The 20,607-nt window shown below is 43.5% G+C and carries 17 protein-coding genes and 1 pseudogene; 9 read left to right on the top strand and 9 right to left on the bottom strand.

Translation table 11 applies throughout. The features are described from left to right. Nucleotides 1–180: 180 nt before the first annotated feature. Nucleotides 181–777 (bottom strand): malate synthase, encoded by a 597-nt coding sequence (locus tag AB4558_RS19915; RefSeq protein ID WP_017060610.1) that lies wholly within the window; start codon nt 775–777, stop codon nt 181–183. A gap of 169 nt (nt 778–946) precedes the next feature. On the opposite strand from AB4558_RS19915, the gene AB4558_RS19910 reads away from it, so the two are divergent. Next, nucleotides 947–2,476, top strand: coding sequence for a DUF3612 domain-containing protein (locus AB4558_RS19910; RefSeq protein WP_081090203.1), 1,530 nt, complete (start codon nt 947–949; stop codon nt 2,474–2,476). Between the two features lie 554 nt (nt 2,477–3,030). Here AB4558_RS19910 and AB4558_RS19905 read toward each other — a convergent pair. After that, on the bottom strand, nt 3,031–4,680 hold the full coding sequence (locus AB4558_RS19905) for a DEAD/DEAH box helicase (protein ID WP_017060608.1): 1,650 nt from the start codon (nt 4,678–4,680) through the stop codon (nt 3,031–3,033). Nucleotides 4,681–4,843: 163 nt separating this feature from the next. Continuing rightward, on the bottom strand, nt 4,844–6,199 hold the full coding sequence (locus AB4558_RS19900; RefSeq protein WP_017066497.1) for a diguanylate cyclase: 1,356 nt from the start codon (nt 6,197–6,199) through the stop codon (nt 4,844–4,846). Nucleotides 6,200–6,482: 283 nt separating this feature from the next. Here AB4558_RS19900 and AB4558_RS19895 point away from each other — a divergent pair, with 283 nt between their 5' ends. Then, on the top strand, nt 6,483–7,625 hold the full coding sequence (locus AB4558_RS19895; RefSeq protein WP_372159037.1) for a DUF3541 domain-containing protein: 1,143 nt from the start codon (nt 6,483–6,485) through the stop codon (nt 7,623–7,625). Nucleotides 7,626–7,769: 144 nt separating this feature from the next. Here the strand turns inward: AB4558_RS19895 and AB4558_RS19890 are convergent, their stop codons facing one another. The 3 genes from AB4558_RS19890 to AB4558_RS19880 all read right to left on the bottom strand — a co-directional run bounded on the left by AB4558_RS19890 (nt 7,770) and on the right by AB4558_RS19880 (nt 10,232). Then, nucleotides 7,770–8,387 (bottom strand): class I SAM-dependent methyltransferase, encoded by a 618-nt coding sequence (locus AB4558_RS19890; protein WP_017064868.1) that lies wholly within the window; start codon nt 8,385–8,387, stop codon nt 7,770–7,772. A 45-nt stretch (nt 8,388–8,432) separates the two neighbouring features. Continuing rightward, nucleotides 8,433–8,702 (bottom strand): hypothetical protein, encoded by a 270-nt coding sequence (locus AB4558_RS19885; RefSeq protein ID WP_017064869.1) that lies wholly within the window; start codon nt 8,700–8,702, stop codon nt 8,433–8,435. Between the two features lie 321 nt (nt 8,703–9,023). After that, nucleotides 9,024–10,232: a NupC/NupG family nucleoside CNT transporter gene (locus AB4558_RS19880; RefSeq protein ID WP_017060598.1), complete on the bottom strand. Its 1,209-nt coding sequence runs from the start codon at nt 10,230–10,232 to the stop codon at nt 9,024–9,026. A gap of 613 nt (nt 10,233–10,845) precedes the next feature. Here AB4558_RS19880 and AB4558_RS19875 point away from each other — a divergent pair. From AB4558_RS19875 to AB4558_RS19860, 4 genes are all read left to right on the top strand, one after another. Continuing rightward, complete coding sequence (locus AB4558_RS19875; RefSeq protein ID WP_029235263.1) at nt 10,846–11,322, top strand: hypothetical protein; 477 nt, start codon at nt 10,846–10,848, stop codon at nt 11,320–11,322. Between the two features lie 284 nt (nt 11,323–11,606). Next, nucleotides 11,607–11,876, top strand: coding sequence for a PTS sugar transporter subunit IIB (locus AB4558_RS19870; protein ID WP_017064872.1), 270 nt, complete (start codon nt 11,607–11,609; stop codon nt 11,874–11,876). A 10-nt stretch (nt 11,877–11,886) separates the two neighbouring features. Continuing rightward, nucleotides 11,887–13,143, top strand: a complete 1,257-nt coding sequence (locus tag AB4558_RS19865; protein WP_017064873.1) for a PTS ascorbate transporter subunit IIC — start codon at nt 11,887–11,889, stop codon at nt 13,141–13,143. Next, nucleotides 13,140–13,589: a PTS sugar transporter subunit IIA gene (locus tag AB4558_RS19860; RefSeq protein WP_048612869.1), complete on the top strand. Its 450-nt coding sequence runs from the start codon at nt 13,140–13,142 to the stop codon at nt 13,587–13,589. Before AB4558_RS19865 ends, AB4558_RS19860 begins: the two co-directional genes overlap by 4 nt. Nucleotides 13,590–13,723: 134 nt before the next feature. On the opposite strand, the gene AB4558_RS19855 is transcribed toward AB4558_RS19860, so the two are convergent. Further along, nucleotides 13,724–14,989 carry an HD-GYP domain-containing protein gene (locus tag AB4558_RS19855; RefSeq protein ID WP_052879978.1) on the bottom strand — a complete coding sequence of 422 codons (1,266 nt, stop codon included), beginning with the start codon at nt 14,987–14,989 and terminating at the stop codon, nt 13,724–13,726. A 226-nt stretch (nt 14,990–15,215) separates the two neighbouring features. On the opposite strand from AB4558_RS19855, the gene AB4558_RS19850 reads away from it, so the two are divergent. Then, nucleotides 15,216–15,752: a GNAT family N-acetyltransferase gene (locus tag AB4558_RS19850; protein WP_017064876.1), complete on the top strand. Its 537-nt coding sequence runs from the start codon at nt 15,216–15,218 to the stop codon at nt 15,750–15,752. A gap of 146 nt (nt 15,753–15,898) precedes the next feature. Here the strand turns inward: AB4558_RS19850 and AB4558_RS19845 are convergent, their stop codons facing one another. Continuing rightward, the gene (locus tag AB4558_RS19845; RefSeq protein WP_372159036.1) at nt 15,899–17,248 is read right to left on the bottom strand and encodes a sensor histidine kinase; all 1,350 of its coding nucleotides are present in this window, start codon (nt 17,246–17,248) and stop codon (nt 15,899–15,901) included. Next, nucleotides 17,241–17,930 (bottom strand): response regulator transcription factor, encoded by a 690-nt coding sequence (locus AB4558_RS19840; RefSeq protein WP_372159035.1) that lies wholly within the window; start codon nt 17,928–17,930, stop codon nt 17,241–17,243. The genes AB4558_RS19845 and AB4558_RS19840 overlap by 8 nt, the downstream gene beginning before the upstream one ends. 182 nt (nt 17,931–18,112) lie before the next feature. Between AB4558_RS19840 and AB4558_RS19835 the strand changes: the two are divergent. Further along, nucleotides 18,113–19,501 (top strand): annotated as a pseudogene (locus AB4558_RS19835) (putative bifunctional diguanylate cyclase/phosphodiesterase); the annotation flags it as partial. Between the two features lie 250 nt (nt 19,502–19,751). Next, nucleotides 19,752–20,231: a type II secretion system protein gene (locus AB4558_RS19830; RefSeq protein ID WP_017060589.1), complete on the top strand. Its 480-nt coding sequence runs from the start codon at nt 19,752–19,754 to the stop codon at nt 20,229–20,231. Nucleotides 20,232–20,607 lie beyond the last annotated feature (376 nt).

The following is a 20,607-nucleotide window of genomic DNA, read 5'->3' as shown; positions in this document are numbered from 1 at the left end:
AGGCCGTCTTTAAAGTGTGCGAGCGCAAGTAAACGCATCTTCATCTGAATGGTTTTTTGCTGGCTCGCAAGCTTTTTGAAGTCAGTGTTATTAAGGCTATCCATGGCTAAATTTCACAATAATTCATCAATCTTAATTAGATCACATTTTTACTTTAATTGGTATAACTAGGATTCACCGTTAGATCTGGAAGCAATAATTCAAGCAGTAGTCTTCACCACTCTTTGCTCTGAACTCTTTATCTTCACTGCATGCCTTTGGTTTACCCTTTGCGTCACCTTGAATCAAACTGATCCAGTGGCGCATCGCTGCAATGGTCTCTTCACGCATTGTGGTTGTTGCTTCCATTGGTGATTGGCCAAACGTGGTGCATGATTCCAACTGAATATCATCAATTTCTACTAGCTCAATACAACCTGTCCCTTTGTGGCAACCAAACATCACCTCTAAGTGGCTGCCACTGCCATCTCGAAACAAGATAGAGTCTGGGTCGTTCTTCTCACCCATGTACGCTACAAACTGCTTAGGGTGCTTCAGACCGCTGTGCTGACCGTCTTTAAAGTAAGCCATAATATGGCGGTAATCGACTACGTAGCTGGTTACGTCTTGATGTGAGCCATTCTCTAGTGGGAATAGTCGATCAAGCAGCTGCTTTGCTTTCACTTGCTTTTCAGTTTGCTGATTAGCATTGATTGTCTCCACGGCAAAGACAGCTTCAGCGATAAATGGCTTTGATTGTTTTTGGATTTCTGTTTTATCGAATGTAAGCATATTCATAGTCTTTCCCTCTTGACCAGTCCGGTGATAACCACCGATTTCTACAGCAAAAATGTGTCCTAGAGCAATTATTCCAAACTAACGTTTAATTTATTTGTCATTTTGTGAATTGCTTAGTTTGTAGATTAGCGCTTTTTTACATACAATTTCACAACAAAAATTTTACAATGTGAATTTTACAAATATGGCCTTGTCAAAAAGTTTAGTTCGTCAGTCACATTTCCTAGGTACGAAAATACGTAACCTAAGAAAACGTAACCATTTAACGATGGAAGACCTGTCTGCGCGTTGTATTAGAATCGACCCAGAATGTGCTCCTTCCGTTTCTTACCTTTCAATGATTGAACGTGGAAAGCGGGTTCCGAGCATCGATATGCTGGAAGTGATTGCACAGGTCTTTCAGAAGAATCCGACGTGGTTCCTCGACGACGAATCTGAACAACAAGCCATTGCTCCTGATAAGGGGAATCGTGGTGGGATAAGTGGCATGGCGCTCGAGCCGAGCTTCCTATTCTCAAACGACATCCTGCAAATTGCGATTCCTGAGATGCTGTCACAAACGGGCATTTCAGGCCGCCAGTTTGCGCACCTCTTGATTCGAGCACACCAAGAGAGCAACCAGAACCACTTCCCTGACCTTGAGCGCGCTGCGGAAGAGGTAGGCTTAAAACGTCTTAACCTCAGCGTAGAAGACCTGATAGACATCGCTAGAAGCCTAGGAATCAACATCCGCTGGGTGACGCGCACGCCGCAAGACGTCGTCGATGAGCTCGGAATTAACGCTAAGCAGTTAGTGACCTCCTTCTTTGAGCCTCCCGGTACTATCTTCTTAAACGAGATTCTTAAAGAGTATCCAACTCGTCTGAAATACGACCTTTCGGTTTATATCGGTCATTGCATTCTGCACAGCAAAGAAGGCCTAAAGAGTGTGTTGTCGGTCGGTAACAACAACACGTGGGACGACAACCAGGTATCAGGCTCTTCACAGCTCAACTCCCAAGATATTCTTCAAGCATGGCGAGACTTTGAATCCAGCTTCTTTGCTGGCGCACTTCTGTGCCCGAAAGTCCCGTTTAGGCAGCTACTTGACCGCACTGGTTACGAAATCGACGTTCACAAAAGAGCAGGGGTTTCCCCCTCTGTTGCGATGCGTCGAATGACTGTAGTATCGCCCTACCCCCACTGGCACTACTTTGATGCTTATGGGCCGGGGAAACTCAAGGCGGTATATCGCGGGAACGGGATTCCGCTACCTTGGGGAAATATGAGAACGGTCGCTGACCCATGTCAACATTGGGCTGTGTTCCGTCGATTATCAGAACCTCGAGCGGGAAGCTCGGCTCAAATCTCCATTTTGAACGTGGGTGATGAGCCAAGAATCTACTGCTGTGAATCCATCAATATGACGGATCCTGCGGGTAACAATCGTGTGTTGTGTGCTGGTATAGATCTCAACCCTGCGATTGATGCTCAAGGCGGTAATTCAAGAGACATAGCAGAGCAGCTTAAAGCGTCATGCGTTAACAATGGTGGCTCTGTGGCAATTCCGCGTAACATCAAAAAAGATCTCACGACAATAGCCAAGATTCTAAATATAAATTGGATTGAACGTGGGATTGAGACAGAGGCGAGGCTTATCTGCTCCAGAGGTGGAGAATGCCCACGCCAACCAAGCTGTTACTCTAAGTGTGGTGAGTAAAAAAGTAATAACAAAAATAGAACCTAAATTTCAGGCAAAAAAAAACCAATCACAATAAGGGTGATTGGTCATATATTTTGTGTGAACAAAAAAGGTTCACTAACAACGTCAGTTGGCTAGGTGACCCTCGGCTTAAGAAGGGTCACCATTACTAATGCAGCATGCGTGCCAACTTTTAAAACACGTATTTACTACGCATCTGGACACGTATCGGCCGGATATCCTTGTTTGTTTTGCAAACTGGAATTGCAAATTGCAAAATTCAACAAAAACGCTAGTGATTATGTTATTATTAATGAATCATTAAAGATTCATTACCCTTCCCAAAAATGTCATATTTCCCTTAGATTCAATCACTTTAAACAGCAATAAACCTCCCCTAGCTTACTCAAGCTATACGGATACTCAACATAAACAACGCCCATAAAAAAACGCGAACATTGAGATTCAATATTCGCGCTTATTCGATTTCTATGACAGAAAGAACTTAACCCACGAGACGCCTTTTTATAAAGCGACTCATGTTCGTTGCTCTTTCAATATCTCAGAAAAGATTACTTCTGAGGAGCTGGCTTAGAACGGCTTCGAGACGGTTTGTTTGTAGAAGGTTTGTTGCTTGTCGGCTTATTTGACGACTTGCTTGGGCCGTAGCTACCGCCGTAACCAGACTTCTTAGGTTTGCCTGCAGGTTTACCCGCGTTGTTTGGCTTACCAGTACCGTTAGATTTACCCGCACCGCTTGGTTTGCTCAGAGTGTTCTGAGCACCTGCGTTATTTGCAGCAGGTTTATTGCCCGCACTACCGCGTTTAAAGTTGCTGCCGTTGTTTCTTACTGATTTATCTTCAGTTGTCGCAGCTGAGTTGTTTTCAGCAGGTTTCTTACCAGATGTCGGCTTACGCTTTGGAGCCGAACCATTACCAGCTACATGACGCTTGTTCTTACCTGCTGGCTTGTGCCCGCGAGCGTTATCACCAGAACGTTGACCATCAGCATGTTCACGTGGCTGTTTTGCTTTCTTCGGTTTCTTAGGCTTGATTGGACGTGAATCCAACCGAGACTCAGGTAACTTATTTACTGGAGAGAAACCTTCCAGTTCACGACGCTCTAGCACTTGTTGAATCAGGCGTTCAATACCGAACAGCTCACCCACTTCATCAGCACAAACCAATGAAATCGCTTTACCTACTTCACCTGCACGGCCAGTACGACCGATACGGTGTACATAGTCTTCTGATACATGAGGAAGATCGAAGTTAACTACTTGAGGCAGTTGCGGGATATCGATACCACGAGCGGCGATATCAGTTGCAACAAGTACTCGTACCTTACCTGTTTTGAAGTTCTCTAAGGCTTTAGTACGTGCACCTTGGCTCTTGTTACCATGGATAGGTGCAGCAGTGATGTCTTGCTCTTCAAGGAAGCGAGCAAGCTTGTTCGCACCGTGTTTCGTCTTGCTGAACACCAACACTTGTTGCCAATCGTTATCTTTGATTAGCTTCGCTAGCATTGCGCTCTTTTTCTTTTTGTCTACTGGGTAGATGCTTTGCTCAACCGTTTTTGCCGTTGAGTTTGCAGGGCTTACTGAAATCTCAACAGGATTGTTCACCAAGCCTTTCGCTAAGCTGCGGATATCATCAGAGAACGTCGCTGAGAACAGTAGGTTCTGACGCTTCTTAGGCAAGAAAGCTAAGATCTTACGAATATCGCGGATGAAACCCATGTCTAGCATGCGGTCCGCTTCATCTAGCACTAGGATTTCTAGTTGGTCAAAACGCACTGCATTTTGGTTGTATAGGTCAAGTAGACGACCAGGTGTTGCCACCAACACGTCACTACCTTTACGCAGTTTTTGCATCTGAGGGTTAATCTTCACACCACCAAACACTACCGTCGAAGTCAGCGGTAAGTTAATACCGTACTTCACTACGCTGCCATTCACTTGCGCAGCAAGCTCACGAGTTGGCGTTAGCACGAGCGCACGAACTTGGTTCTGACGTACGCGAGTACCTTTCGATAACATTTCAAGAATAGGTAGCGTGAAGCCTGCAGTTTTACCTGTACCTGTTTGAGCAGCGGCCATAACATCTTTGCCCGTTAGGACAGCTGGCACGGCTTTCTCTTGTATTGGTGATGGCTTATCGTAACCTTGTGCTTCAATAGCTTTAAGGATCGGTTCAGAAAGGCCAAGGGAGGTAAAACTCATAGATTATTTTCTCAGTTGAATAACATTTAGTATGAGCAACACGTTAAAAAGTGCGTTGCTTCAGCTTTTGCTCATCAAATACATTGATACGGAGCAAAGCGCGATATTCTGAGGCTTTTCCCCCCATTCAGCAACTAAATTCTAATCGCAGCTAAAATTCAACCTAGATAACTTGTCGCTTCTGTTCGTACATTTTTTCATCAGCGGCTTTTAAGAGCGCATCGACATCATTGTAGTTGTTATTGTGAATAACCCAACCCACACTAATTCTGAGATAAATAGAGTGCGCGTCGTACACAACTGGTGCCGAGCATATCGCCTTTCGTAGTTTAGTCACGATCGACGATACGTGTTGATCATCGATAATGCGTGGCAACAAGACCAAGAACTCATCACCGCCTATCCTTGCGACGATATCTGAAACACGCAGCTCACTTCTGATGCGGTTAGCACACTCAATCAATACCTGATCGCCTGCCGCGTGACCATAAGTGTCGTTGATTGCTTTAAACCCATCGAGGTCGATATTTACAACAGCAAAGGTTCTCGCTCTCTGTTTTTGAGTGGTTTTGAAGGCCTGCTTGAGGCTATACATGAAGTATCGACGATTCGGCAACATCGTTAACTCATCATGCATAGAGCGGCTATCTGCAATGCGGTAAAGGCGATAAATAGTAAAGAAAGCAAACGCCAGCACTAATATTATGGAGTAGCCCACCAGCCTTACCGCTTGGATGCGATACCAAGGCTCATCCATCAATACATGTTCGTTACCGGAGAGAGCAAGGTACCAACCCCCGTATGGAAAACTCACCTGTTCAGTGGCAAACGCATTATCGAACACATCCTGAGTACCATAAAAGACAGCGCCATCTTTCCCTGAACTGTTTGCACCACGAATTGCTAATTCATACTTGTTCTCGATCTTGCCGATTCCAACATCTTCAAACAGCTCATCTAAACCGATAACAGCACTGGAGACACCCCAATAATCTTGATTAAAAGGCGGATCTCGGAAGATCGGAGTACGTGTAATAAGGGCTTGCCCACCTTGAAACAGCTCAAAAGGACCAGCAATAAAGGTGTTGCCAAAATTACGGGCTATCTCAACAGACTCCCATTGATTTGGGTGATCACGATAATTAATACCGAGAATCTGCTCATTACCTTCCATCGGGTAAACAAAATTTAGAATGTCGTCTTTGGCGAGTCCGATAAGTCGAATATGGAAGCCATCTTGAATGATATTCTCTGCAATCTTATCCCAATTTTTTACCTCTCCATCGGGGTTGATGGTCACTAAGGTCGAGAAATTATTGAGGATATACATATCTGACACGATCGCGGCTTCGATCCGAGAACGAATAATGGATAGTTGCTTTTTTGCCTCTGAATACGATTCGTTTTTAAGAAAAGTTAATTGCTTGGCATGAAAGAACTCAATTGCGCTTACTATCGCAAGAAAAAAAAGAAAAGCTACTACTCTGGCAGACCACTGCTTGCTAGAACCACTTGGCATTTACGAACCTCTAACACTATTGTTCTATATACTGCCTTATAACGGCTCATTTCTGGCTTATTGCCCCAGTATGCCGCTAAGTCATTAAAAATCCATACTGACGTCGACTATCTATCAAATATTGAGTGATCCATCACTTCAAACTTCTTTACTAAACGAATGGTTTAATCAAAAAGGGTTAGTGAACCTTATAAAGCTTACATTGTATTGACTCAACGCTTACATTGAAGGATTCATCAATGTTATTTTACATAGACTAATAATCAGCTTGGTACCTCACGACATGAAGTTAAAAACTATCACACTGTGTACATTGCTATCAGCCTCGGTTGCCGTTCACGCACAAGAAAACGTTCAAGCGCCAACCGCAGTGAACGTTCAATCCCAAGCAGATTCGCTCAATTCTCAAGAACAATCTTTCAAGCAATCTGCAGACCTAATTCGCACCACCTACGAAAGCCAGCTTTACACCCTGCCTGCATTCAAAGAAGGTCACTACGGGCTGCGCATGTATCGTCAAACATTAGACGATAAGTATTCAGCGGCGGTGTGGAGCGACATGGCTCGAGTGGCAAGCAAGCTCAGCACCCTGTCGAATGACGTTCAAACCATGGAACAAATCGTACTCTACTCAGAGAAGCGAGTTGCATCTTATATTGGTGATAACGATGAGCGCAGTATTCGACGCTACAACATCACCAAGCACATGCCTGAATACCTTTACCTTGGTGTTGACCTTCTAGGCTCTATGGCTCGTGCTAACGAATACGGTTTAGAACACAAGAACGATGCCAAGCTACGCGAAATCATTCGTCGCTATGACTTCTCACGATACGTGACCAATGAAGACATGGTGAAAGCGTGGGCCGCTCAATTAGCGAATCAGGTTTACTGGTTGCGCCAACTGGGTGAGCAGGATGTCGTTGATGAGTTTGTCGATACCTTCAAAAAAGCCTACCCAGATTCGCAAGACAGGAAGCTTTCAAGCCAGCAATACGGCAATAAGATCTATGGTATGACCCATGTGATCTTTGGTGATTCAGAATATTACCAACATCAAGTAAGCGAACAAGACCATCAATGGATCTACGATTACTTCAGAGAAAACATCGATACGATTCTGCTGCGTGCGAAAGAAGATGTGATTGCTGAGGTTGGATTAACCTTCTTATTGGCAGGTTTAGAAACTGACCCAGTTCTAGAGAAAACTCGACTCGCGATTCAAGCTTCAATCGATGAGAAACAAGGCATGATCCCTTCTATCACTGGTGATTTTGATCTTGAGTACGGTGAACACCGCAACGTGTTAGCAATCATGCTACTCGATTGGCAGCAAGTGAATGAAGCGCCGACTTATGAAGGCAACCCTAAGGTGTTTACTAACATCCCTTACGGACTCATTAAAAACCAACCACCGAAGAACTAGCAACATACCTAGCCTAGGTTCATCATAGAACCCAAAAAGCCTCATACCTTTCAAGGCTGCGGCTTTTTGCTGTTTACTACGTCAGTACTCGTATCAAAAGTTGTTAATATCAAAACCTGCGTAAAGATAAAAACAAAGACGACATCAAGCTCCTGACACGGCTTTGTTCATCACTATCGTAAAATCCCCTTCTGCGTAGCCCTCCGTTAAAGAGACATCATCGCAGAGCGTTTTACAGAAACGATAGACACCTTGAGGGTGATAACTCATCAAGGTATTACGCGAAGGATACTGGCTTGAGTTGAGAAGATTAAAAATCACCGTCTGATTCGCCAGTTCATACATGCGAGTAATCATGTTTGTCAGATAATCAGAATCACGAGAGATGTAGTTCAGTGAACCACTAGCGATGACAATGTCGTGCGCCTCAAGGTTCATTTTGCTCATATCACCCGCCAAAAACTGACAACGATCTTCTGTGTAGTTTTGCTTCGCCTTCTTAAGAAAGCCTGCGTGTTGGTCAACGCCGGTATAAGATTGAATACGATAGATGCTGTCGAGCAGTTCAAACAGCTCGCCATAGCCGCAACCCAAATCTAAAACACTCTTCTTTTCGAAGTCCGCCGCACGAGCGATTACTTCAAAGCGACACAATTGACTCTCTTCGCTAGTCCAACCTAAAGCTTTAGCCTTGTCGCCATTCGAGCGGTTAGTTTGTTTCCGATGATAGCGATACACCTTCCAACGATCGAGCCAGTGCATTCAAATCAGCCCTACTTCAATGAACATCAGCACACCTTGATAAGATTAAGCTTTAGAACTTGAAGAAAAGAGCCCACCGATTTTATAACCGATCGCATAGCAAACCACGGCGACAGTAACAAACACCAATGCCGAGAAGAAATACGCTACAGACGCTGCGACACCAGCCCCCCACACCACGCTGAACACCAAACCGAGATAAGCCTCTTTTGGCCACTGGTAGATAGGAAACTGAGCGCCGCCAGCAATTAGGTAAACCATCGCAAACAAGCCAATGAAGGTAACAATAAGACCGATGAGAACGCGAATGTTCATGGAGAGACCCTTGATTAATTTAGCTTGGTTGCCATTGTTCCTAATCGAAAGCGGATATGCTTAGTCGGAACCGAATATTCTCAATCGAAATCGAATGTTCTTAATCGAAGCCGAATGTTATTAATCGCAACCTGATGATATTCAAGTATATCGGATAAAAGGAACTGGCTCTATTACTCTTCCGAGTGAGCTTTTACTCACGATAGACAAATCACAGTCGACGGCCAAAACCTGATTTCGCCTGATTAACAGGCACAAAAAAGCGGACACCCTCCTTACGTTAACTCCGTAAGCAAAGTGTCCGCTTTAACTGAATATAGCTTAAAGCAGGATGAAAATACCCGCTAAGCATGCACTCATTAGGTTTGCTAGCGTACCAGCAGCTACAGCTTTCAAACCTAAGTTTGCAACTTCAGCACGGCGCTCTGGTGCCATAACACCGATTGAACCTAACTGAATCGCGATAGAACCAATGTTAGCAAAGCCACATAGAGCAAAAGTCACGATCACTTGGCTGTGTTCAGATAACAGAGCTTTGTTCTCAACGAAGTCGATGAAAGCAACAAACTCGTTCATAACGATCTTCTGACCGATGTAAGAACCCGCCATCAATACTTCGTCACTTGGGATACCGATCAGCCATGCAAGAGGCGAGAACAGGTAACCAAAGATAGCTTGTAGCGTAATACCCGCAAAACCGAACGTTTCACCTAGGCTTTCTAGGCCAGTGTTGACCATCGCAATCACACTCACGAATGCAACCAACATAGTACCAACCGCTACCGCAACCTTCATACCGTTCATCGCGCCGCTTGCCAATGCATCAATCACGTTGCTTTGGTCAGCTTTATCTAGTTCGATATGGTCGTAATCACTTGGTGTGCTGCGCTCAGGAACAATGATCTTCGCCATTAACAGACTGCCCGGAGCCGCCATAAAGCTTGCAGCGATAAGGTATTTAAGCTCAACACCAAGGCCAGCATAACCACCAAGTACACTACCCGCTACCGACGCCATACCACCTGCCATTACAGCAAACAGTTCCGAACGAGTCATAGACTTTAAAAAGGGACGAATAAGAAGAGGAGACTCACCCTGAGAAAGGAAGATATTACCTGTAGCAACCAGAGATTCAGCTTTACTTGTACCCAGCAGTTTTTGCACCGCTCCGCCCAAGATTTGAATCACTTTTTGCATAACGCCTAAGTAATAAAGCGCAGAAATCAAAGCACTGAAGAAGATAATGATTGGAAGCACGCGAACCGCGAAAATGAAGCCTTCAGTAGCAAGGTCACCGAAAAGGAATGCGATACCAACGTCTGCAAAACCAAGCAGGCTAGAAACACCATTACTTAGGCTTGTTAGCGCCAATTGTCCCCATGGGAAATACAAGACTAAGGCTGCAAAACCGATTTGAAGTAATAGTGCACGAGAGACCGTTTTCCAGTTAATTGAAGAACGACTTTCAGATAACAGGTACGCGCAAGCAATCAGTGCAAGAACACCGACAAAACCAAATAGAATATTCATAATGTGTCCTAGTAATCCTTAAAGAGTGAACATGAGCCAAGCAAATGACATCAAAGGAACAGGACAAAGAACCGCAAGCAAAACGCTACGCGATGAAGGAGCTAACAGGGTTAGCGAATGTAACAACGAGTTGTTCATGTAAAAAATCACCTTATACAAGCAGTGGAACGTAGCTGGTCCGGTCCGTGGGGTCATTCACATATCCATGTGACGGCTTGTATTGGCTAAGCACCGGCTTAAAACCGGAAGAGAAGTATAAACAGTTAAGTGAGACTTTCATCACATTTTTTAACGCAAACGATCGCGCGATCAAGGATTAAGCAAAATGTATTGTTTGTCGTCGTTTTCGAGCTTCAAAACTGTAAACAATCTGTAGGGAGTTGAATTTGTAATGTTAAGTCTTTAAGTGTGTGAGCGTAATCACTCGGTTAATTCTGTGTGATTCTTACTACTTTTCTGTGCTCTGCCTCATTTCCCGAGACTTCAAGATTCATCTTAAGTTTAGATGCGTATATACTTTGTATGACCTCACCAAATAATTATCTATAAAATACCAATAGAGCTGATTAGATATAACAGCCATCGAGACTAAGAGAGGAAACACGTGAAGAAAATGGAAGCTCCGCACGACATGAACAATGGAGCTAGATTCAAAACAAATAGACACGGCTATGTGACAGTAGTTGAATATTATAATACCTATACTGTTATTGTCGCGTTTGAAAATACTGGAAATATCCGCGCTATCAGTGCGGCGAAATTACGTACAGGTCAACTCACCGATCGTTCTGTCGCGCCTGAATCAATTATGATTGGTGAAAAGGTTGAATCGGTTAAACACGGGATACTAACCATTACTCAAGTTGAATCTGAAAATATTGTGGTACTGACCAATGCCAATAACGAAGAAATTAGAATGTTATTGCCTGCCGTACAGAAAATGAAAGATAAAACAGAAGAAGTCGACAGTGAAAATATTGCCTCCCCAAAACCAACCTCTCTTAGCGAACTGACTAAAAGAAATAAAAAGACCAAAGACGTTAATAGCATGCTTAAGAAAATGCTTACTGACTACGGTCGATACGATTAACTCTCTGTTTTCAACAATAAAGCCTCTATAGATTTATATTCTAATATAAAAACTAGTTAAGCCTGCCTTTCTCAATAAAATACGTTGCATATTCGAGTGAAAAGTTAAATTTGATCAAAGTCTCACTCTGGATCTTTACTACAAATTAACGAGATCTCCATCACAATCTCATTTTAGTTTTGTGATGGGGATCTTATTGAAATCTGAATACTTCCATTACTATGCTCTCACACAATAAGAGAACGAAGTTTCTCAACCCCTAAAATCCAATTGAGACAAATATTATGAAAAAGATTCTTGTAGTTTGCGGTAACGGCCTTGGTACTTCTCTAATGATGGAAATGGCAGTAAAAGAAGTCGCTAAAAAAATCGGTTTCGAAGCAGAAGTTGATCACGAAGATCTTTCATCTGCAGCATCAAGCAATGCGGATATTTGGGTTGCAGCAACAGACGTTGCAAACCAACTAAAAGACGCTGGTAAAGAGAATATCATCAGCCTTAAAAATATTTTTGACAAAGCATCTATTGAAGAACAACTAAAAACTTTCATGTAAGGTCAAAATTATGCAAAACTTTTTCGAGTTCATGCTCGGCTTATTAAAAGAGCCGGCGATCATGGTAGGTTTAATTGCTTTTATCGGCCTGGTTGCACAAAAAGCAGATGTTTCTACCATTCTAAAAGGCACAATTAAAACCGTAATGGGTTTCCTAATTTTAGGTTTTGGTGCTGGCGCTCTTGTTGGCGCACTAAATAACTTCTCTGTTGTATTTACTGAAGCATTCGGCGTAAGTGGTGTTATTCCAAATAACGAAGCAATTGTTGCATTAGCACAAGAAGCATTCGGTTATGAAATGGCTCTAATTATGTTCTTCGCATTCGTTGTGAATATTTTATTGGCTCGTTTAACACCTTTAAAATATATTTTCTTAACGGGTCACCACACAATGTTCATGTCTATGCTGGTAGCGGTAATCCTGTCTACAGCTAACATCGAAGGCACTGCTCTCGTTGCAATCGGCTCGATCATTGTGGGTTCACTGATGGTTATCATGCCTGCACTTGCTCAAAAATACACAGAGAAAGTGATGGGTACTGATCAGTTGGCGATGGGTCACTTCTCAACGTTCTCATACTTAGTATCGGGTTACATTGGTAGCAAGTTTGGTGACACTTCAAAATCAACAGAAGACATCAACGTACCTAAAAGCCTAATGTTCCTGCGTGATACGCCAGTTGCTGTAGCAACAACAATGGCTATCTTCTTTATGTTTGCCTCAATTGTTGCTGGCGGTGACTTTGTTGAAACAGTATCAGGCGGTCAAAACTGGGTAGTATTCACCTTCATGCAATCTCTTGTGTTTGCCGGTGGTGTTTACATCGTACTGCAAGGTGTGAAGATGCTGATTGCTGAAATCGTTCCTGCATTCAAAGGTATCTCTGACAAGCTAGTACCGGGCGCAAAACCTGCTCTAGACTGCCCTATGGTATTCCCTGTAGCACCAAACGCGGTACTTATCGGTTTCCTTTGTTCTTTCGCTGCTGGCCTACTAGCAATGGCAGTTCAAGGCGCGCTTGGCTGGACAATCATTGTAGCTGGCGTCGTTCCACACTTCTTCGTAGGTGGTGCAGCAGGCGTTTACGGTAATGCGACAGGCGGTCTACGCGGTGCAATTCTAGGTTCGTTCACGCAAGGTCTGTGTATCTCTTTCCTACCAATGCTACTGCTTCCAGTACTGGGTGGCCTTGGTCTTGAAGCGACAACGTTTGCTGACTTCGACTTCGGTGTTGTTGGTCTTATCCTAGGGTGGATTGTTTCATGAGCTTATTCGATTTAATTGGTAACCAAGGCATTATCATCAACTCTGAAGAAAACCTAACGGTTGATGCGGCAATTGATGTGACTTGTTCAACACTGCTAGCGAGCAACAAAATTGAAGCAAGCTATGTTGAAGCTATCAAGCAAAAACATAAGGACATTGGCGCGTACTATGTTCTGGCACCAAAGATTGCGATGCCTCATGCTCGCCCTGAAGATGGTGTAAACGAAGCATCACTGCAAGTAACGGTATTCAAGAAGGGTGTTGATTTAGAGTCAGAAGACAACGGTGACGTTTACCTTTCGATTACTCTGGCTGCGATGGACTCAGATAGCCACATCCATACGATTATGGCGCTATCAGAGTTGTTCCAAAATGATGATGACATTGATGCCATCATCGCAGCGGAAACTGAGCAAGCGATCATCGAGATCTTAAAACGATACTAATCTCGATATAAAGATCCTGATAAGCCCCCATGAAAAAAGCGATAGCCTCGGCTATCGCTTTTCTGTTTCTGGTGCTTGGTCATTTCTCATCGAATATGAGTGAAGGCATCACACCTAGAAAGCATTCAGTGGCGTTAAAATGCGTACATTCTTTTATCTGTCGATAATTCAAAGCAATATTGCGCGTGTTTATTAAGGCACTCAAACACTTCTCGATCCAACTTAAAGTTATCAACGTGGTCCCTCAAAATAACGAGAGTCTCTTCTAACGTCATGCCTCCACGATAAGGTCGAGACTGAGTTAGCGCTTGAAACACATCCACCACAGCAACAATTCGACTGGGTTGATCCAACTCTTCCGCCGTTTTGCCCATTGGGTAACCCGAACCATCTAACCTTTCATGATGATTAGATGCCCACTGACAAACCTGAGGTGAACTGAACAACTCCTGCAATGCGAATCGAGTGTCCGTTGCATGGCGTTTAATACAGCAATACTCTTCTTCAGTAAGTAAATCCGGCTTATGCAGAATGTCATTAGGGGTTTGCAGTTTACCGATATCATGGACCAATCCAGCCAGATAGAGTTTGCGCTGAGTGGTGTAGGAATAGCCCAATTGTTTAGCGAGGTATTCTGAAAGCTGCCCAACCTTCAACGAGTGCTTAAAGGTAAACGAACTTTTGGTATCAACAACGTTGGCAATAAATTCGGCAAAGGCCACCGTCTCATCCAACGACATCTGTTGAGAGAAAAAGGGCACAGGCTCAAAATTATCCCTCATGTTCTCGATGTATGGGATCTCCATAGAAAACCAGAAATCATCCAGATCGACCAACTCACACATGTGTTGAACAAGGTTGGTTTCGAACATCTCATCCGCTTGTTCAGTCAAACGTTCAATGATGCTCGCTTTGCCATCGGGTGTTAGGTTTCCATAACGATCAGAAGAGGTTATGCCGTATAGATAATCGACCCTATCGGCAAGCATCACGATGGCAGCTAGCTCTTTTTCTAACTCGCTGATATGAATAGCCTTTAGCTCAGACCACGGAGTATGATGATAAAGTACCGGCTTAGCGAATATAGAAAGAACCGGGCACTCTTTTAAGATTTGGTAGCCCTTTTGACAATGGTGGTAGCTCGAGTCGGGTACAAACCCAGACGTTAAGCTGAGCTGTTCATCAATTTGCGAGACACCACAGTCGTGAATCAAGCCTAACGAAAACGCGAGCTGCGCTTGCTCTTCTTCCCACCCCACACTCAGAGCACATCGATACGCGATGTAGCCCACTCTCTGTCCATGATTTTTACTTTCGAAACCGACGTTATCAAGCGCCTTAGCAATACCGAATAGAGCCTTTCTTAGGTCCACGGTCACATCCTGGCAATGTTGATTCATTATTTAAGCCTAGCATTTTTATAGTTTTTATATATTTAGACCGCTAATACTAATGCATAGCTAATGATTATATACACAACTATTGTAAGGTTTAATGAGTTTCGTGATAGAACTAACGTATCACGAAAAATTCGTGCTACAGGTGGTTGCATATTAAGAATCATGCGACATTATAGCCTGCCGACTAAGATTCGCTTAAATAAGCAGCCATAAGAAAAGGAAAGACATGTTTAAAACGGTTATCGACAACGAACTCTCCATCGCATTGGTTGAAGAGAGCTTCGCTTCTCACTACGCGGAAATCTCACAAAGCCAGAATGAGTACCTAAGCCAATGGCTCGTGTGGCCGCCACATTGTAAAACCGAGCAAGACTTTAGGATCTTCATCCAACGCTCGCTACACGATTATGCGGAAGGGAAAAGCATGACTTGTGCAATCGTGTATCAAGACAAGGTCGTCGGTAACTGTAGTTTCAATACCATTGATCATGATAAGCAAAAGGTGACCATAGGTTATTGGTTATCTGAGACATACCAAGGAAAGGGGATTGTGACTCGCGTTGTCCAGAAGCTGATTGATATTGCTTTCAATGAGTTAGATATGGAAAAGGTAGAGATATCAGCCGCAACCGGTAACCAAAGCAGCCGTAAGGTTTGTGAGCGCTTACATTTCACGTTAGAAGGTATCATCACGCGTAACGAAAACTTGAATGGTCGCATCATTGACCACGCTATTTATGGCCTTCATCGCTCTAAGCTCTAAGCTCTAAGCTCTAAGCTCTAAGCTCTAAGCTCTAAGCAGTAGTAACTAAGCGGTCACTCGCTTGTAAATCGGAATATGAAAAAGCCACGGTATTAAGTCCGTGGCTTTATTATTTGACGAGCCTGAACAGCTCTTAAGGCTCCATCTTATGCGATCTTAGGAATCACGATACTGAACTTGGCACCACCATAGTTGCTGTCGTCGATTTTGATATCCCAAGAAAGCTTTTTAGCCGCAGATAGAGCAATCGCGAGGCCTAATCCCAATCCACCGGTGGTCGGAGTTCTGCTTGAATCTAATCGAGAGAACGGTAGGAATACCTCATCACGCTTATTCTCCGGTATTCCAGAACCATTATCTTCAATCACCACCAGCCAGTTTTCTGAGTTCTCATCCAGCGTCATCCACACTTTGTCTTGTGTGTAATTACCCGCATTCTTGAGAACGTTATCGAACACCAAGCGCGCCATTGAACAGTCACATTTTATCGTGCAGTTTTTCTGAACCTTAGAGTCAAAGGTCACGTTCTCCAACTCCGAGTAGCGAATCCGATCTAAGCAATATTCGAGCAGGTTAGCTCTCACTTTTACCAACTCAAAGAAAGAGTTATCCATGACATTCAACTTCGAAAGCATGATGATTTCTGACGTGAGCTCGTTGATATCCTCAATGTAGGTATCAATGTCATCGAAAAGAACCTGATGATTATCGGGAGCCCCCCTTCTTAATATATCGGTCGCCAGCTGAATACGACTTAACGGAGTTCGTACTTCGTGTGGGATAGCTTGAGCGAAGATATGACTTTGTTTTACTTTACTCTCAATCTCTTCAGCCATGAAGTTAAAACTGCTGGCCAAATCAGAAACAGGATGGATGTCGTCCATGTCAGATCGAGTACTAAGCTTGCCCTTACCAAACTGCTTCTGCTTCTCGACGAGCAACTCTATTCTTTCTTGAAAACGCCTCACAGGTAAGTAAACACTTGCTCCAATCGCCACAATCACAGCCAACAACAGCCCTAACAAAAAGTGTCGTTCTGAGTCTTCGTACCATTCAATGTCAGGAGAGAAAAAGTCCCCTACCTCACTGAACCCAAAACTGAATTTAGAGTTTGGTAGCTGAAACACGGTCGAATAGAGGTTGTCATCACTTAGATATATCGGCACACCGTTTAAGGTTGTGTATAACTCACATTGTTGGCAAGGCGCCTCGCCCGACCAATTCTCCAACAGGCGTAAATTGAATATATAAAATTGTTGGTAGCCTGTTCTATCGAGCTCTTTATAGAGTGAGTTTTCTTGATTGTGTTGACGAACATACTGCTCCGCAAAGTAGATGCCATCATTGAGGAAGGTTTCGATCTCGGTGCGTCGCATGTACCCCTCACCAAGGTTCAAGAACAAAAATATCGTTGCCGACATCCCAGTCACAATCCCAAGGTATAAGCGAGCAAACATCGAAACCGAGCGAAGCTTCGTAGCAATGAACTTACGCAACCAGCATGTACCCCTTGTTGCGAACCGTACGAATCAACTGTTTGTCTTTTGCGTGAATGCGCAGCTTTCGGCGTAACCCAGACACGCGCATATCAATCGAGCGGTCGTTGAACGCGTAATCTATCCCTCTAAATAACTGACAGCACTGGTCTCGAGTCACGACCTGACCGATGTTATTAACGAGAAGGTTTAAGATTTCAAATTCAGCAGAAGTAAGCTTGAGGTTTTGGCCGTAGAGCGTGGCACTTTGAGCAGAGCTGTTGATTACAATATCGCACTGTTTTTCAGCCGTAGTTTCTTGCGCAGTTTTTACGGGAGTCGCTCGACGCAATAACGCTTCAATTCGCGCTAACAAGGCATGGCCACGAATCGGTTTGGCAACGTAATCGTCCGCACCAAATTTAAACAAGCTGACCTCGCTCATTTCATCGGCGGAAGCCGTTAGCACTAAAATCATTCCATTGTAAAACTCACGGGCTTGACGGCAAATTTGCGCGCCGCTCATCCCTGGAAGCATCAAGTCCAACAGCACTAAATCAGGTTCAATACTACGGATCGCTTCAAGTGCCAAGTTCCCTTCATGAACAACGCTAACATTGTAACCTTCAGCTTCGAGGTAAAGCGTCGTTAGACGAGCTATCTCTTGGTCATCTTCAACAATGAGCACTTTGGTTTTCGACATTCCTATCACCAGTATTTATTAAAAGCGAAGGCAGTATATATACTGGTCATAGATCATCAATATTGGAATCAGAGCCCTACATTTACCGTACGCAAAACATAGTAATCACTTTTGTACATACACGTTTACAGAATAGAGAACCAACAACCGGTGCGCCTTGGTTTATCAAGGTTTCCTCCTTCAGAGCACACCATTTTGATGTGCAAGGAAAGTGGCTCTTTGATAAAAGCGAACTGCTGCTAAACCTAACCTGTACAACAAAGCAAGAAGAGAAGCTGATAAAAGCCAGATACAACGCAGAACACGACTGTTTAACGGAGCTTTATAATCGCCGTGGGATCAGCAACCTTCTAGAAACCAGCATTGCCTATCGCTCACCGTTTGAATTGATGTTTGTCGACCTTGATGGCTTCAAATTAGTTAATGACACTTATGGGCACACTGTCGGAGACCAACTACTCAAACAGGTTGGTGAACACCTTAAACAGTTGGTTGATGAGAAATGCATGATAGGGCGATTTGGTGGCGACGAATTCATTGTGATTGCCCACACCTGCCGAAATCAAAATATCCCACTACTTTGCTCTCGCATCATTGATGCCTTAAACCGAAGTTTCCATATCAGAGGCATCGGCAGTTTATCTGTCGGTTGCAGCATAGGTACCGCGCATTTCCCTGATAACGCGGTTGACCAAGAAACATTGCTAAAGCAAGCGGGTATGGCGATGCATCTTGCAAAAGCGAATGGTCGAAACCGCTTCCAAACGTTTACCCCAGACTTAGCACAAACCCTGCATCGCAAAGTAGAGATCCGCCATCGACTGGCACGCGCCATAGAAAACGGCGATCTCAACCTTCACTATCAACCGATCATGAACACCAACAGCGACAAGGTGAAAGGGTTTGAAGCCTTGCTTCGATGGTCAGACAAAGAGCTAGGTAACATAGGCCCTGATGAGTTTATTAGCTTAGCGGAGGAGACGGGGCAGATTGTACCGCTCGGGAAATGGGTTCTGAACTCTGCACTCAAACAGCTATCGATATGGCAACGTGAGTTTGATAGTGAGTTGATGATGAGTATCAATATTTCGAGTATTCAGATGCACGCGACCTTTGCCGAGCAGCTATTAGCAATGTTGAACTTCTACAATATCCAACCTCAAAGCATCGCCCTTGAGATCACCGAATCTTCCATGATCTTCAAGCATGGTGAAGTCAGGCAAGCGTTAAGCGATATTTCTAAATTGGGCGTAGAGCTTCACCTTGATGACTTTGGCACAGGCTACTCGTCACTGTCGATGTTGCATGACTTACCGATTAGCACCGTGAAACTCGATAAAAGCTTCGTCCACGGTTCACACAAAGGGAGCAAAGCGATTGTCCAAGCCACCCATGCTATCTGTGAAAAATTGGGGCTAAAAGTGGTTGCTGAAGGTGTCGAAACCGAAACGCATAAAGCGTTCTTAATCGATTGTGGATACCAGTATCTTCAGGGATTTTTATTTAGTAAACCAATTCCCTCAAATGAAGTCGAAAGTCAGTTTTTGAATGGTCGACAATCCTACAATTAAAGACTTATTTATCAATAAATTAAGTCGTTTGAATGCTTCCTAAACAATCGGCTGCTGTGGGTGTGTACGCTTACGTATGCTTACATAGCGTTTAACAGTAAGAGGAAATAATTAAGCTATTGTTTATAAAGAAAATTACTTAGAAATTCACACAATAAAACACCAAACCATTATACCCACTAACTGTAATGACTTTGGTATTTAGATTACCCTCATTCCGTCCCTTTAGCAGATCAAATAATCGGTAACCATGAACAGACAAAACGGCTTCACTCTTTTAGAACTCATCATCTCTGTATTAATTTTAGCGATCGTTTCGGCGACAGCTATGGTCAAGTTCTTAGACGTTCAAGGAAGTGCTCGGGCGAGTAAAATACATGATGTGGCTGGTAACCTTCGCACGGGTATCGATATGATCTACGCGAAGTCAGCGATTGCTGGCGTTGAGGATGAGTGCAACTATGTTGAAAAGACGGAGATTGAGACCTACTACGTTTGTCATGGTTACCCAATCGCCTATGTTGACTCACTAAGAAGACTGCTCAATATCGACGCAACAGAGCTTCATGTCATCAACAAAGAAGTAGACTCTGGCAGCAATGCAGAAAGAGTAGCCGCCATCTCTTTCGACACCGAAAACTACACCTATTCGCCAGAAGGAGACTTTTGTCAGGTGCTTTATCAGCCAGAAAAAGAACCACAGATCGTGGTGCTTGATGGTGCATGTTAAATACTCAACGATTGCACGCTTCCATAGTTAACACAAAGCCACCGCAACAGATCTTTGAATATCATGTGGTTACGCTAACATTTGCTCAAAAATAACACTAATTGATCTAACTTGTTGCTGCTTATACTTTTAGGCAGTGCTCACGGTATAAGAGCAACCTTATTCATATCTTATTTTCATCACTAGCCGATTAATATTCACATAGACACATATTTGATACATATGTCAATAATAATTCCATTAAAATTCTTTAATCAACACATCATGATAAAAATCATCCTTTCCCTATTTTAAATATCCCACCTTAAAGTTTAATTATTTAAATTTCGTAACAGAATAAATTAAAGTCAATCATTCAACAAATATAATTAATCCT

Source organism: Vibrio sp. 10N.222.51.C5, from assembly GCF_041474575.1.
Classification (GTDB): domain Bacteria; phylum Pseudomonadota; class Gammaproteobacteria; order Enterobacterales; family Vibrionaceae; genus Vibrio; species Vibrio crassostreae_C.
The sequence above is the reverse complement of the archived record's forward strand: the minus strand, read 5'-3'. Positions and strand labels throughout refer to the sequence as shown.

Bases quoted from the DNA above. Each gene is read 5' to 3' on its own strand.
- AB4558_RS19885 (WP_017064869.1), bottom strand. From the start codon at position 8,702: ATGAACATTCGCGTTCTCATCGGTCTTATTGTTACCTTCATTGGCTTG.
- AB4558_RS19895 (WP_372159037.1), top strand. From the start codon at position 6,483: ATGAAGTTAAAAACTATCACACTGTGTACATTGCTATCAGCCTCGGTT.
- AB4558_RS19875 (WP_029235263.1), top strand. From the start codon at position 10,846: ATGGAAGCTCCGCACGACATGAACAATGGAGCTAGATTCAAAACAAAT.
- AB4558_RS19830 (WP_017060589.1), top strand. From the start codon at position 19,752: ATGAACAGACAAAACGGCTTCACTCTTTTAGAACTCATCATCTCTGTA.
- AB4558_RS19915 (WP_017060610.1), bottom strand. From the start codon at position 777: ATGAATATGCTTACATTCGATAAAACAGAAATCCAAAAACAATCAAAG.
- AB4558_RS19890 (WP_017064868.1), bottom strand. From the start codon at position 8,387: ATGCACTGGCTCGATCGTTGGAAGGTGTATCGCTATCATCGGAAACAA.
- AB4558_RS19880 (WP_017060598.1), bottom strand. From the start codon at position 10,232: ATGAATATTCTATTTGGTTTTGTCGGTGTTCTTGCACTGATTGCTTGC.
- AB4558_RS19850 (WP_017064876.1), top strand. From the start codon at position 15,216: ATGTTTAAAACGGTTATCGACAACGAACTCTCCATCGCATTGGTTGAA.
- AB4558_RS19840 (WP_372159035.1), bottom strand. From the start codon at position 17,930: ATGTCGAAAACCAAAGTGCTCATTGTTGAAGATGACCAAGAGATAGCT.
- AB4558_RS19860 (WP_048612869.1), top strand. From the start codon at position 13,140: ATGAGCTTATTCGATTTAATTGGTAACCAAGGCATTATCATCAACTCT.
- AB4558_RS19870 (WP_017064872.1), top strand. From the start codon at position 11,607: ATGAAAAAGATTCTTGTAGTTTGCGGTAACGGCCTTGGTACTTCTCTA.
- AB4558_RS19900 (WP_017066497.1), bottom strand. From the start codon at position 6,199: ATGCCAAGTGGTTCTAGCAAGCAGTGGTCTGCCAGAGTAGTAGCTTTT.
- AB4558_RS19855 (WP_052879978.1), bottom strand. From the start codon at position 14,989: ATGAATCAACATTGCCAGGATGTGACCGTGGACCTAAGAAAGGCTCTA.
- AB4558_RS19865 (WP_017064873.1), top strand. From the start codon at position 11,887: ATGCAAAACTTTTTCGAGTTCATGCTCGGCTTATTAAAAGAGCCGGCG.
- AB4558_RS19905 (WP_017060608.1), bottom strand. From the start codon at position 4,680: ATGAGTTTTACCTCCCTTGGCCTTTCTGAACCGATCCTTAAAGCTATT.